Below are 13,961 nucleotides of genomic sequence, written 5' to 3' on the forward strand. Positions count from 1 at the left end.
GTCTGGCGATTTCTTGACCGGCGGAGCCGCGCTCCGGTCAGCGGCCGAACAGCGAGGAGAGACCGCGGCTCGGAGGTTCCTCGGCGGGTGGCGGAGCCTGTGCCGGCTGCGGTTGCGGTGCCGGTTCTTCTACTCGCTTTTCAGTGCGGCTGCGAGCCTGCCGGCGGGGTTTCTCCTGCGAAACCTTGGCGCCGAGCGGCGATTCGAGTGCGAGACGCTGGCCGTCGAACAGCGCGGTTTCGCAGCGATGGCGGTGAGCCAGCACGGCGGCGCAGAGCTTTGCCGCGGCGGCCGCGTCGTTCAACGGGCCCGCTACGAGGTGAAGTCGCATCCCGAGTCCGTTGTGACCCTCGCGAACCACGATCAAGGGCTGCAGCGCGCCGACGAGATCCGGCCCCCGCTTCAAGGCGCCACGCCATACCGCGCGCAGCCCCTCAACCGAATTGGCCGAGCCGAGATCGACACCGAACTCGGTCGGGCGAACTGTTTTTTCCTGGACCGGCTCTTCGCTTGCGGCAGCCTCGGCGGGTGGCGCAAGGGCCGCGACCGTTTCCGGTGCGGCCTCGTGCGATGGCGCATGGGATGTAGCCGCCTGTGGTGGAGAATGATGAGTCTCAGGCTCCGGCGCAGGCGTAACCTTCTTCACCGGCAGGGTCGGCAGATCCACCGCGGGGGGTGCTTGAGATGATGGCGGTGCGGCCGGCTTCACTGGTGGCGCACTCGCAAGCACGGGAACCGGGTTTGCGATGGGAGGTGTCTGAAAGAATGGCACGGCTGTTTTCGGCCAGGCGTGGGAGGCAGCTGCGGAAGGCTTCGCCAGCGCGCCGGTAATGGACTCCAGATTTTGTTCGACACTCGTCACCCGCGCAAACAGGCGGTCGCGGTCAGTGTTCAGCGTCTCGACCGCAGCCGAGAGGCGACGGTTCTCGATCCGCACTTCCTTCTCGACGACCTGCAATTGCTGGTTTTCGCGGGTCATCTCAGCAAACGCCTGCCGGTCGCGCTGCACGCCGCTTGAGTAATGGGCCACGAGCATCGCCGCCGCGACGGCACCGACAGTTGCCGCGCCCCAGGAGCCGAGCCGCCAGAAGGCCCCGCGGTCGTGCTCGTCCTCCTCCGCAAAAAGGCGCGACAGCAGGCCGCCTGAACGGGCGTCCTCGTCGATCTGGTCGAGCCTCGCGCGGTCCTTCCGCATGCCTAGGTGAGCCCCCGATTCCCCCGAATCACCCTCATAACTTTAACAGAAACGCCGTAATCGCGCCGATCGCCCTCGATTCGGCTGATTTGGGCTGCCTTCAGATTCCCTCCCGTGCCGAAAGGCTTTATGACAACCGCACTTGCGTCCGTCCGAATCCGGCCGGCGCCCCCTTCGCGAGCCAGAGCCCATGACCGACCGATCGAGCCTCACCCTTGTCCTTGCCGCCGGCGAGGGAACGCGGATGCGCTCCTCGCGGCCGAAGGTCCTGCATGAGGTTGCGGGCCGGTCTCTGCTCGCCAATGTGCTGCTCGCCGCACCCGCAGGCAAGCAAGATCGTCTTGCGGTTGTGGTCGGGCCGGATCATCAGGCGGTCGCCGACGAGGCGCGCAAGCTGCGCCCGGAGGCTCAGATGTTTGTCCAGAGCGAGCGCAAGGGGACCGCCCATGCGGTGCTGGCCGCGCGAGAGGCGATCGCCGGCGGCGCTGATGATCTTCTGGTCGTGTTTGGCGATACCCCGCTCGTGACGGCCGAGACATTCGCGCGTTTGCAGGCCGCGCTTACAGGTGATGTGGCCATCGTGGTGCTCGGCTTCCGTGCCAAGGACCCGGCCGGCTACGGGCGACTGCTGGTGCAGGGCAATGAGCTCATTGCCATTCGTGAGCAGGCCGATGCGAGCGAGGCTGAACGCAAGGTCGATCTCTGCAACGCGGGCATGATGGCGTTCGCGGGCAAGTCCGCACTCACGATTCTTGAGCGGATCGGCAATGCCAACAGCAAGGGCGAGTACTATCTGACGGATGCAATCGGCATTGCGCGCGAGATGGGATTGCGCGCGGCCGTTATCGAAACCGATGAGGATGAAGTGCGCGGCATCAACACCAAGGCTCAACTGGCCGAAGCCGAAACCGTGATGCAGGCACGGTTGCGGCGGCAGGCGATGGAGGCGGGCGTCACGCTGGTTGCACCGGAGACGGTGTTTCTCTCTGCCGACACGACCTTCGGCCGCGATGTGGTGATCGAACCGTTCGTGGTGATCGGCCCCGGCGTCAGCATCGACGACGGCGCGGTGATCCACTCGTTCTCCCATGTGACGCAATCGTCGATCGGCAAGAAGGTTTCGATCGGACCCTACGCGCGCATCCGTCCCGGCACCTCGCTCGGCGAGGGCGTGCGAATCGGCAATTTCGTGGAGACCAAGGCCGCCGTGCTCGAGAGCGGCGTGAAGGTCAATCACCTCTCTTATGTCGGCGACGCCCATGTCGGCACCAACGCCAACATCGGTGCGGGCACAATCATGTGCAACTATGACGGCTTCGACAAACACCGCACAGAGGTGGGAGCGGGCGCGTTCGTCGGCTCGAACTCCTCGCTGGTCGCGCCGGTGAAGATCGGCGCAGGCTCCTATATCGGCTCCGGCTCCGTCATCACTCGCGAGGTGCCGGAAGATGCGCTGGTGGTCGAGCGCAACGAGCAGGTGACGCGGCCAGGTTGGGCCAAACGTTACCGCGAGCGCAAGGCCGAGATGAAGAAGCCCAAGACGTGACGCCCGGCCGCCGTCCTGCGTCAATGGGCGTTAAGCATGAATGCGATGTGCGAATCCGCAACAATTCTTGAGCCGCGGTTCGTGCGATACTTGGCTATGAGATTTCCACTTTATTGATCGTTGAGAGGCATAAACCGCATGTGCGGCATTGTCGGAATTCTGGGTCGCCAGCCGGTGGCGGACCTTCTGGTGGATGCGTTGAAGCGGCTGGAATATCGCGGTTATGATTCCGCAGGCGTCGCCACGCTGGAAGGCTCGCATATCGAGCGTCGCCGCGCCGAGGGCAAGCTCCGGAATCTCGAGTCCCGGCTGAAAGCCTCGCCGCTGCTCGGCCGCGTCGGCATCGGCCATACCCGCTGGGCCACGCATGGCAAGCCGACGGAAAACAACGCGCATCCGCATGCGAGCGGCAACGTCGCCGTCGTCCATAACGGCATTATCGAGAATTATCGCGAGCTGCGTGCCGCGCTTGAGCGTGAAGGTGCGAAATTCGACAGCGAGACCGACACCGAAGTCGTTGCGCATCTCGTTAATTCCTATCTCGCAAAAGGCTTCACGCCGCAGGACGCGGTGAAGGAAGCGCTGCCGCGACTGCGCGGTGCGTTCGCGCTCGCCTTCGTGTTCGAGGGTGAGGACGATCTGATGATCGGTGCACGCAAGGGCTCGCCGCTCGCGATCGGTTATGGTGATGGCGAGATGTATCTCGGCTCCGACGCGATCGCGCTTGCGCCGTTCACCGACGACATCAGCTATCTGGAAGACGGCGACTGGGTGGTGCTGACGCGTGAGCGCGCGACCATCTTCAACGAAGCGAATGCGCCGGTCACCCGCGAGGTGCTGAAGTCCGGCGCCTCGACCTTCATGGTCGACAAGGCGAACTACCGCCACTTCATGGCGAAGGAAATCCACGAACAGCCCGAGGTCGTGGGTCACACGCTCGCGCGCTACGTCAATATGGCGACCGATCAGGTCGCACTGCCCGCCGAACTGCCGTTTGATTTCTCCAAGATCGGCCGCGTCTCCATCACCGCTTGCGGCACCGCGAGCTATGCGGGCTTCGTTGCCAAATACTGGTTCGAGCGCTTTGCGCGGCTGCCGGTCGAAATCGATGTGGCGTCAGAATTCCGCTACCGCGAAGCGCCGCTGCGCAAGGGCGACCTTGCGATCTTCATTTCGCAGTCGGGTGAGACCGCCGACACGCTTGCCGCACTGCGCTACGCCAAGGCGCAGGGGCTGCACACAATCTCCGTCGTCAACGTCACCACGTCGACCATCGCGCGTGAGAGCGAAACTGTATTGCCGACGCTGGCGGGTCCTGAGATCGGCGTTGCCTCCACCAAGGCATTCACTTGTCAGTTGATGGTGCTCGCGGCCATCGCCATTGCCGCCGGCAAGGCGCGTGGCGAATTGAGCGACGAGGACGAGACGAAACTCGTGCAGGCACTCGTTGAGGTGCCGCGCCTGATGAGCGCCGCGCTCGCGCTCGAGCCGCAGATCGAAAAGCTCGCGCGCGATATCGCGAAGTCGCGCGACGTGCTCTATCTCGGTCGCGGCACGAGCTATCCGCTCGCGCTCGAAGGTGCACTGAAGCTGAAAGAAATTTCCTATATTCACGCCGAGGGCTATGCCGCCGGCGAACTGAAGCACGGCCCGATCGCGTTGATCGACGAGACAATGCCCGTGGTGGTGATCGCGCCTTACGACCGCGTGTTCGAGAAGACGGTTTCCAACATGCAGGAGGTCGCGGCGCGCGGCGGCCGCATCGTGCTGATGACGGATGCGCATGGCGCGCGCGAAGCAACGGTCGAATCGCTCGAAACCATCGTCCTGCCCGATATGCCGGCCACGGTGACACCACTCGTCTATGCCGTTCCCGTGCAGCTTCTTGCCTATCACACAGCAGTCATTATGGGCACCGACGTCGATCAGCCGCGGAACCTTGCCAAATCCGTCACGGTCGAATGACAAACTGACGCAGGCAGGCTAGGGAAGGGCCTTGCGACCATGGTCGCGGACGCTTTCCGGCGGCAAACCCTTGCATGCCGCGCGCTTGGGGCGATACGGATAGATCATGGCACAGAATACACCGAAGCTTCCGGACGATCTGATTACCAATCCGGATGCCCCGCGCGGAGTGATGGCGCGGCTGCGTAACTATTTTCTGACGGGTTTGATCGTCGCTGGTCCGATCGCGATCACCTTCTATCTGACGTGGTGGTTCATCACCTGGGTGGACAACATGGTCCGCCCGTTCGTGCCGGCCGCGTATCGCCCCGAGACCTATCTGCCGTGGGGCATTCCGGGTTCGGGCCTGATCGTCGCGGTGTTCGCGCTCACCTTGCTTGGTTTTCTCACGGCAAACCTGATCGGCCGCCAACTCGTTGCGCTCGGCGAAACCATTCTCGGCCACATGCCGGTGGTGCGCGCGATCTATCGCGGCCTCAAGCAGGTGTTCGAGACGATCTTTTCCAGCAACGGCTCGGGCCTGCGTAAAGTGGGCCTCGTCGAGTTTCCGCAGCCCGGCATGTGGTCTGTGGTGCTGATCTCGCACGCACCGAACGAGCAGATGTCGTCAAGCCTGCCGGGTGAAGAGGAGCACGTCGCGGTGTTCCTGCCATGCGCACCGAACCCGACAACCGGCTTCTTCTTCTATGTGCCGAAGAGCCGGGTGATCGAGATCGACATCAGCGCCGAGGATGCGGCGACGCTCATCATGTCGGCGGGTGTGGTGCAGCCGGGTGGCGATGCCAACCGGAGGGCGGCTGCGCTCGGTGAGGTGATGAAGGCGGCAAACGCTGCGAATGCGACACCTGCTTCAAGCCCGGCGAAGGTCGAGTAGTTGCCTCGCACGGACAAAACGACGGCGGTATCTCGCAGCGAGAAGCCGGAGCAGAAGAACGCAATCAGCACCACGCCGCGGCTCATCTGGGTGATTGTTCTTGTCAGTGTTGTCGTTACGGTCGTGACTGAACTTCGAATTGCGGGCTACGGCGATGCTGGGTTGTCAGTGATCGTGGCCTACACTGCGTTCGTCATCAACATCGCGTGCTCCGCGCTCGGCTTCCAGACGCGCGAGCGGATATGGTGGATCGGCAACATCATTGTCGGCGTCCTCACCATGAGCTTCATCGGCACGCCGACGATCCCGAGCACGCTGTGGACGGCAGGTCGCGTTCTGTTCGCGCGATTTGCAGCGTAGGGAAGATTATCCCGCGCCGATCAACGGGATCGCTTCATCGCGTTCGAACAGATAGAGCAGGCAGCGCAGCGCCTCGCTACGTTCTCCGGCAAGCTTTGGATCGTCCTGCAAAATCCGCAGCGCCTCGTCTCGGGCTTGCGCGACCAGGCTGCCGTGAATCTCCGGCCGCGCGATGCGGAATCCGGGCAGACCGCTCTGGCGAGTGCCGAGCACGTCGCCTTCGCCGCGCAGGCGCAGATCCTCCTCCGCGATGCGAAAACCATCGGTCGTTTCGCGAATGACGCGCAGCCGCGCTGTTGCGGTTTCGCCGGCCGGCTCGCGGTAAAGCAGGATGCAGGTCGATGCTTCGCGCCCACGCCCGACACGTCCGCGTAACTGATGAAGTTGCGACAGGCCGAAACGCTCGGCGTTCTCGATCACCATGATCGTTGCTTCCGGCACATCGACACCGACTTCGACGACCGTGGTGGCGACCAAAAGCTGCGTCTCGCCGGCGGCGAAGCGCGCCATCGCTGCGTCCTTCTCCTTCGGCTTCATCTTGCCGTGGACGAGGCCGACGACATCGCCAAATGTCTTCTGAAGACTCTCGAAGCGCTGGGTGGCATCGATAAGGCCCATATCTGTGCCGAGCCCGTTATCGGATTCCTCGACCAGCGGGCAGATCCAGTAGACGCGCTTGCCTGCCTTCAGCGCGCGCCCGAGGGCCTCGATGATCTCGCCGAGGCGGCTCACTGGCACGACGCGAGTATCGATCGGTTGCCGCCCGGCGGGTTTCTCGCGCAGTTCCGAGATATCCATGTCGCCGAAATAGGTCATGACCAGCGTGCGCGGGATCGGCGTCGCGCTCAGAACCAGCATGTCAACGGCCTCGCCCTTATCGGTCAACAGCAGGCGTTCGCGCACGCCAAAGCGATGCTGCTCGTCGACAATCGCAAGCGCGAGCGATTTGAAAATCACTTCATCCTGGATCAACGCATGCGTGCCAACGAGCAGGTCGATCTCTCCGTTTGCCAACTGTTCGAGAATGTCGCGGCGATCCTTGCCCTTGTCACGGCCGGTGAGGATCGCGACGCGAAGGCCCGCGCGCTCCGCAAGCGGCGCGATGGTCGCGATATGCTGGCGCGCAAGAATTTCCGTTGGTGCCATCAGCGCGGACTGGCGGCCTTCTTCGGCGACGGCCGCGGCGGCAAGTAACGCCACCACCGTCTTGCCGGAGCCGACATCGCCTTGCAGGAGCCGCAACATGCGAAGCGGCTTGCCGAGGTCTTCGGCGATAGCGCGCACCGCCTCCTGTTGTGAGGATGTAAGCGCGTAAGGAAGAGCATCGATGATCTTTCGCCGCAAATGCCCGTCGCCCGCGTGGCGCGTGCCAGCGGGGCGACGCAGTTGCGCGCGCACCAACGCCAGCGCAAGTTGATTGGCGAGCAGCTCGTCATAAGCCAACCGCGACCAGAATGGCCCGGACGGAAGAATGTCGGTGATCTCGTCGGGCTGGTGCAGGTGGTGAAGCGCTGTCGCAAAACCGGGGAAGCTGCAGCGGCGTACCACCTCCGGGCCGATCCATTCCGGCAGTTGCGGCAGCTTCGTCAGCGCCTGTGCCATCGCCCGCCGCATCGAGCCGATCGCAAGCCCCTCAGTGAGCGGATAGACCGGATCGATGCCGGAGAGCTTTGCAAAGCCTTCTTCATCGACCACGCGCTCGGGATGCACCATCTGCAGCATGCCGTCGAACATCTGCGCGGTGCCGGAGACGTAGCGCACCTCGCCGACCGGCAGCAGCTTGTCGAGATAGCCGCCCTGCGGACGGAAATAGGTCAGCATCACCGTGCCGGTCTCGTCGCTCGCATAGATCGTATAGGGCGCACGCGAGCGGCCGGGCGGAGCCGGGCGATGGCGATCCACTGTCACTTTCAGCGTGACTACCGTACCGGGAGTGGCGTCGCGGATTTTCGGTTGCGCGCGGCGGTCGATCACGTTCGAGGGCAGGTGCAACAACAGATCGACGATGCGCGGCGTCTCGCTGCGGTCGAGCAGATAGCGGAACAGCTTGTCCTGCTTCGGCCCGACCCCCGGAAGGCTTGTGATCGGCGCAAACAGAGGATTGAGGATCGGAGGGCGCATCAAAACCCGGCATTGGTGATTTCGATCGACTGCTCTTTTCGTCATTGCGAGCGAAGCGAAGCAATCCAGTTCCTTCTATACAGCAGGATTGGCCGGATTGCTCCGTCGCGAGAGCCTGTGCCGACCGCGTGGGGCGCCGATCCCGGTACTCCTCCCAATGACAAAACGCCCATTCCTTCTTCCCAACGAGAGCCGCGAAGAGTGCTGACATTTGGTCGCATCATCGCTATATCAGCCTCGCCCGGCACGTCCGGGCTTTTGGCGTTCACGAAAGGCAAGACATGTCCGCTTCCACGCGCTCCAGCCATGGTCTCGACGATCGGCGCAAGCGGCTGTTGTTCCGCTGCTGGCACCGGGGCACCAAGGAGATGGATTTCATCCTCGGCCGATTCGCGGATGCGCATATCGCGGATTTGAGTGAAGACGAGGTCGTGGATCTGGAGCGCTTGATCGAGTTGGCCGATCCGGACCTCTACAACGCCTTCAACGACAAGATCGTACTTGATCCTGTCTACGCCGACGGAATTTTCCGGCGCATCAAGGCCTTCACCGGTAGCGGAACGCCGGCATGAAGTCGCCCGTCCAATCGCCGGCCGCGCTGCTGACGCCCGGCCGCGCCATCACGCTCGCCAACACCGCGGAAGGTGCGGAGGGGCTGATCGTCGCTGATCTCGCCCGTGCGGTTGCCGCGCGGAAGGAAGCGCCGCCCGTCAGTCTTGCGGTGCTGTGCCGCCATACCGCGCGGATGGCGCAGCTGACCCGTGCGCTCGAATTCTTCGCGCCCGATGTGGCGGTGATGCAGTTTCCCGCGTGGGACTGCCAACCTTATGACCGCGTCTCGCCGCATGGCGGGATTCTCGCGCAGCGGCTGACCACGCTCGCACGTCTTTCTCGCCTTAGAGGCGGGGACAAGCCGCTCGTGGTGCTGACCAGCGTCAACGCCATCGTGCAGCGCGTGCCCTCGCGCGACGCCATGGCGGCGCAGGCACTCTCGGTTGCACCCGGACACCGCGTGCCGATGGACTCCATTACGGCCTGGCTCGAGCACAATGGCTACAGCCGCACCTCGACGGTGCGTGAGCCGGGCGAGTATGCCGTGCGTGGCGGCATTCTGGACCTTTTTCCGGCGGGCCTCGACCAGCCGGTGCGGTTTGATTTCTTCGGCGACACGCTGGAGTCGATCCGCACCTTCGATGCCGAGACGCAGCGCACGCTGCTCGACATGCGTGCGCTCGATCTTGTGCCGGTGTCGGAATTCCAGTTGACGACCGAAACCATCCGCCGCTTCCGGATGGGTTACGTTGCGCAGTTCGGGGCACCGGACCGCGACGATCAGCTTTACGAAGCGGTCAGCGAAGGCCGCCGCCATCCCGGCATGGAGCATTGGCAGCCGCTGTTCACCGAGCGGATGGATACGCTGTTCGACTATCTCGGGGGCACGCCGTTTGCAATCGAGGCGCAGGCTGAAGATGCCGTGCGCGAACGCTTCTCCCAGATCAATGACTATTACGAAGCCCGGCGCGAGGCGATGGAGCAACCCGGTGGCGGCGCGATCTACAAGCCTCTGCCGCCCGACAAGCTCTATCTGTCCGAGAACGAATGGAGCGAGCGGCTCACCACGCAACCGCTTGCGCGCATGACGCCGTTCGCGATGCCGGAAGGTGAGGGCGTTATCGACGTCGGAGCAAAGGCCGGTCGCGATTTTGCTCCCGAGCGCGCCGACACGTCTGTCAATGTGTTTGCGGCCGTGGTTTCCCACGTCAATCAGTTGCACGCTGCGCGCAAGAAGGTCGTGGTGGCGCTGTGGAGCGAAGGCTCGCGCGAGCGCATGGCGAGCATGCTGAAGGACCACAAGCTGGTCCCGCTCACCAACGTCAATACCTGGCGGATGGTGCAGGCGACGCCCCGCAACGAAACGATGCTCGCGGTGCTCGGCCTCGACTCCGGATTTGAGACCGACGGCGTCGCGCTCATCACCGAGCAGGACATTCTCGGCGACCGCTTGGTCCGTGCGCGCAAGGCGAGCCGCAAGGTCGAGAACTTCATTTCCGAGGTCACGTCGCTTGCGACCGGCGATCTCGTTGTCCACGTCGAGCACGGCATCGGCCGTTACATCGGCCTGCAGACGCTTGAAGTCTCCGGAGCGCCGCACGATTGCCTCGAACTGCACTACGCCAACAACGCGAAGCTTTATCTGCCGGTCGAGAACATCGAGCTGTTGTCGCGCTACGGCGCGGAAGGTGCCGGCGTCGAACTCGACAGGCTCGGTGGCGGCGGTTGGCAGGCACGCAAGGCGAAGCTCAAGAACCGCATTCGTGAGATTGCGGGCGACCTCATCAAAATCGCGGCCGAACGGCAATTGCACGAGGCGCCGAAATTTCCGCTGCATCAGGGACTTTACGACGAATTCTGCGCACGCTTCCCGCATGACGAGACGGAGGACCAGCTCACCGCGATCAATGCTTCGCTCGATGATCTCAATGCCGGCAAGCCGATGGATCGCCTGATCTGCGGCGACGTCGGTTTCGGCAAGACCGAAGTGGCGTTGCGCGCGGCTTTTGCTGTTGCGATGGAAGGTCGTCAGGTCGCCGTGGTGGTGCCGACGACGCTGCTTGCGCGCCAGCATGCGAAGAACTTCACCGACCGATTTCGAGGTTTCCCGGTCAAGATCGCGCAAGCCTCGCGCCTCGTCAGCGCCAAGGAGTTGCGCGAGACCAAGAAGGGGCTTGCAGAAGGAAATATCGACATCGTCGTCGGTACCCACGCGCTTCTCGGCAAAACCATCAAGTTCAAGAATCTTGGCCTCATCATCGTCGATGAGGAGCAGCATTTCGGCGTGTCGCATAAGGAGCGGCTGAAGCAGTTGCGCGCCGAGGTGCATGTGCTGACGCTGTCGGCAACGCCGATCCCGCGGACGCTGCAACTGGCACTGACCGGTGTGCGCGATCTTTCGATCATCGCTTCGCCACCGGTTGACCGTCTCGCGGTGCGCACCTTCGTTGCGCCATTCGATCCGCTGATGATCCGTGAGGCGCTGTTGCGCGAGCGTTATCGCGGTGGTCAGGCGTTCTATGTCTGTCCGCGTATCGAGGACCTCGCGGAAGCCAAGGACTTCCTCGACAAGAACGTGCCGGAAATGAAGGTCGCAGTCGCGCATGGTCAGATGGCGCCGGGTGTCATCGAGGACATCATGTCCGCGTTCTACGACGGCAAGTTCGACATTCTGCTCTCGACCACCATCGTAGAATCCGGCCTCGACATTCCGAACGCCAACACCCTGATTGTGCATCGTGCCGATATGTTCGGCCTCGCGCAGCTTTATCAGCTGCGGGGCCGTGTCGGGCGCTCGAAGCTGCGGGCCTATGCGCTGTTCACGCTGCCTGCGCAGCGCAAGATCACGGCGCAGGCGGAGCGGCGGTTGAAGGTGCTGCAGTCGCTGGAAAACCTTGGTGCCGGATTCCAGTTGGCTTCGCACGATCTCGACATTCGTGGGGCAGGCAATCTTCTCGGCGAAGAGCAGTCAGGTCACATCAAGGAAGTTGGCTTCGAGCTCTACCAGCAGATGCTGGAGGAGGAGATTCTCAATCTCAAGGCCGGCGTGTCCGCACCTGCGGAAGATCGCTGGTCGCCGCAGATCATGCTCGGCATGCCGGTGCTTATTCCCGAAGACTATGTGTCCGACCTTGCGGTGCGGCTGTCGCTCTATCGCCGTCTGGCGGATTTCGAAACCGACGAGGAGATCGCCGATTTCGGCGCGGAGATGCGCGATCGTTTTGGCCCGCTGCCGGACGAAGTGCGCTTCCTCTTCAAGCTTGCATCGATCAAGAACTACTGTCGTCGCGCCAACATCGAGAAACTCGATGCCGGACCGAAGGGAGCTTCGATCAGCTTCCGCGACAACAAGTTCGCCGAGCCCGAGCGGCTTGTCTATTTCATCCGGCAATATGGGCAGGCGGCAAAGGTGCGGCCCGACATGAAGGTGGTATTCCTGCAGGATTGGGATACGCCGGAGGCGCGCATGGAAGGTGTGACGGATATCCTGCATCAACTCGCCGACCTTGCGGAAGGCCGCAAGGCAGCGTGAGATCAGTCAGCAAGCAGGGCGGCTTGCTTCCACAAGCCGCCCCATAGGTAAGGCTTAGCTGTCCGGATACTTGAATTCCGGCGCGCTCTTCATCGCTTCCTTGGTGGTGTTCATCGTGGCCTTCCACTTCTTGCTGGCCTGGTCGTAGGTGACCTGCACAGCAGAAGGCGAAACCGCAACGTAACGCTCACCGACGCCGAGGAAGCCGCCGACCGACAGGATTAGCGCCTGCACCTGATCGCCCTTGCTGATGGCGATGTCGGAGATCTCGCCGACCGATTCATTGTTCTGGTTGTAGACGTTCAAGCCTTTCAGCTTGGATGTGAACATCTCGTCGTTCGAGACGCGCGCAAACGTCACAGCAGACGGTGCGCTGCCCGTGGTTGCGGCAGGCGCGGGCGCGGTCGTCGCAGGGCTCGTCGTCGATTGGGCGAAGGCCGGTGCAGCGATCAGGGCCGCGGACAAACCAAGCAATACAGCTTTCTTCATGGGAAACCTCCTCAATGGCTTTGACGAGGGCCCAATGCGGAGGAGTTGTGTTCGTTCCTTGCCGAACTCCGGCGTTTTTATGATGCGGCCTGCGCGTCGGCGAGATGTAGCCGTGCAAGGATCGAATCGCCGGTGTCGTTCGGCATCAGCGTGCTCAGCGAAACATCGGCCGCGAGACGGCCGGTTGCCTTGGGGCCCACCGCTGTCTGCTTGAGCACGCTCGCGAGACGGCGTGAGATCATGCGCGCGTTGTCGAGGCTGGTTCCCTGGAACACGACGACGATGGAGCCATCGCCTTGCAAGGTCGCGATATCCATCCGCCGCATCAACTGGCCGATGATACGGGCGGCGTCGTAACGTGAGCGATCCTGTCGTGTCGTGAAGGTGAAACGTGCAACGGACAATCCAGCTCCTTGCGCCTGTGCATCCTCGACGAGGCGCGAGAGGTCGCGCAGGAACGCCGCCTCGGTGAGAAGCCCCGTGCGCGGGTCTAGCATCCCTCCAGCTTCGATTGAGCGTGAAGCACGATTGAGCCGTGCCTCGAATGCCTTCTGCCGGATCAGCGGCGCGGCAATGGCGACGACGTCAGCCGCTTCGGGGACAATCTCGAGGTTGGGCAGGTCGTAAGGCTCGGGTGAAATTGGCGTGCTCGAAACGACGACAGGCAGGTTGCGGTAGCGCGAGTCCTCCGAGAGTACGAGCAGGAAAGCGTCGACCACGCGCGGCGTGAAGCCGCCGCCGATGATGATGCCGTCAAGCGAGCGCGCATTGAGATGCTTTGCAGCCTGTTCGATGCTGAGTGCGCCGATCACGCCCATCCGTTCGCCAAGTGCAACGGAAAGCGCGGGGAAAGAGTTGCCGCGCCCGACGAGAAGCACGCTCGCATCCTGCAGCGGATCATCGGTCGGCATCTGCAATTCTGTGAGGCGCGTGTCGCGTGCGCGACGCAACACGGTTGAATGGAGGGAGCGCACCCTGAGTGCAGCGTTGAGGCGATCGGCAACACGATGTGCGCCGCGGCCGCCGATGTCGGTGAGCGGTAGTGCATTGTTCGGCAAAGGCAGCGTCGGATCGAGTGCGATCAGCGGAACGTAAGGGCTCAGGATTTCGACGCGGCGGGCGATGTCCTCGAATGCCACTTCGTCACGTGGGCCAACAGCCAGCACCGCGCACGGTTTCACTCGTGCAATCGCAGTGGCCGCTTCCTGCCAGTCGCTGTCGACCACAGGAAAGAGCTTTGCTTTGGAGAGAGCCTTGTAAAGCGGTGCCGATGTTTTGTCGGCGATAACAACGATGGGGCCGGGCTGGGACATCTTGAACTCAGGTC

10 protein-coding genes are annotated in these 13,961 nt (G+C 63.0%); 6 read left to right on the forward strand and 4 right to left on the reverse strand.

Annotated features, from left to right (window positions below; genetic code table 11):
- Positions 1-37: 37 nt before the first annotated feature.
- Positions 38-1,195 (reverse strand): hypothetical protein, encoded by a 1,158-nt coding sequence (locus OCA5_RS09150; protein ID WP_012563358.1) that lies wholly within the window; start codon positions 1,193-1,195, stop codon positions 38-40.
- A 190-nt stretch (positions 1,196-1,385) separates the two neighbouring features.
- Here OCA5_RS09150 and glmU point away from each other — a divergent pair, with 190 nt between their 5' ends.
- The 4 genes from glmU to OCA5_RS09170 all read left to right on the forward strand — a co-directional run bounded on the left by glmU (position 1,386) and on the right by OCA5_RS09170 (position 5,940).
- Entirely contained in the window at positions 1,386-2,741 is a 1,356-nt protein-coding gene (gene glmU / locus OCA5_RS09155) for a bifunctional UDP-N-acetylglucosamine diphosphorylase/glucosamine-1-phosphate N-acetyltransferase GlmU (protein ID WP_012563357.1), read from the forward strand.
- A gap of 138 nt (positions 2,742-2,879) precedes the next feature.
- On the forward strand, positions 2,880-4,706 hold the full coding sequence (gene glmS / locus OCA5_RS09160) for a glutamine--fructose-6-phosphate transaminase (isomerizing) (RefSeq protein WP_012563356.1): 1,827 nt from the start codon (positions 2,880-2,882) through the stop codon (positions 4,704-4,706).
- Positions 4,707-4,812: 106 nt separating this feature from the next.
- Positions 4,813-5,580 (forward strand): DUF502 domain-containing protein, encoded by a 768-nt coding sequence (locus OCA5_RS09165; protein WP_012563355.1) that lies wholly within the window; start codon positions 4,813-4,815, stop codon positions 5,578-5,580.
- The gene (locus OCA5_RS09170; RefSeq protein WP_012563354.1) at positions 5,581-5,940 is read left to right on the forward strand and encodes a hypothetical protein; all 360 of its coding nucleotides are present in this window, start codon (positions 5,581-5,583) and stop codon (positions 5,938-5,940) included.
- A 6-nt stretch (positions 5,941-5,946) separates the two neighbouring features.
- Here OCA5_RS09170 and recG read toward each other — a convergent pair whose 3' ends face one another.
- Complete coding sequence (recG, locus tag OCA5_RS09175) at positions 5,947-8,061, reverse strand: ATP-dependent DNA helicase RecG (RefSeq protein ID WP_012563353.1); 2,115 nt, start codon at positions 8,059-8,061, stop codon at positions 5,947-5,949.
- A 281-nt stretch (positions 8,062-8,342) separates the two neighbouring features.
- Between recG and OCA5_RS09180 the strand changes: the two genes are divergently transcribed.
- Together OCA5_RS09180 and mfd are read left to right on the forward strand one after the other, a co-directional pair.
- Entirely contained in the window at positions 8,343-8,633 is a 291-nt protein-coding gene (locus tag OCA5_RS09180; protein WP_013913078.1) for an FAD assembly factor SdhE, read from the forward strand.
- A complete protein-coding gene (mfd, locus tag OCA5_RS09185) occupies positions 8,630-12,145 on the forward strand; it encodes a transcription-repair coupling factor (protein WP_012563350.1) in 3,516 nt (1,171 codons plus the stop codon). The genes OCA5_RS09180 and mfd overlap by 4 nt, the downstream gene beginning before the upstream one ends.
- Positions 12,146-12,199: 54 nt before the next feature.
- Here mfd and OCA5_RS09190 read toward each other — a convergent pair whose 3' ends face one another.
- Together OCA5_RS09190 and OCA5_RS09195 are read right to left on the reverse strand one after the other, a co-directional pair.
- Positions 12,200-12,634 carry a PRC-barrel domain-containing protein gene (locus tag OCA5_RS09190; protein ID WP_012563349.1) on the reverse strand — a complete coding sequence of 145 codons (435 nt, stop codon included), beginning with the start codon at positions 12,632-12,634 and terminating at the stop codon, positions 12,200-12,202.
- Between the two features lie 77 nt (positions 12,635-12,711).
- Complete coding sequence (locus OCA5_RS09195; RefSeq protein ID WP_012563348.1) at positions 12,712-13,947, reverse strand: GGDEF domain-containing protein; 1,236 nt, start codon at positions 13,945-13,947, stop codon at positions 12,712-12,714.
- Between the last annotated feature and the right edge of the window lie 14 nt (positions 13,948-13,961).

Source organism: Afipia carboxidovorans OM5 (genome assembly GCF_000218565.1).
In the GTDB taxonomy this organism is placed as follows: Bacteria; Pseudomonadota; Alphaproteobacteria; order Rhizobiales; family Xanthobacteraceae; genus Afipia; species Afipia carboxidovorans.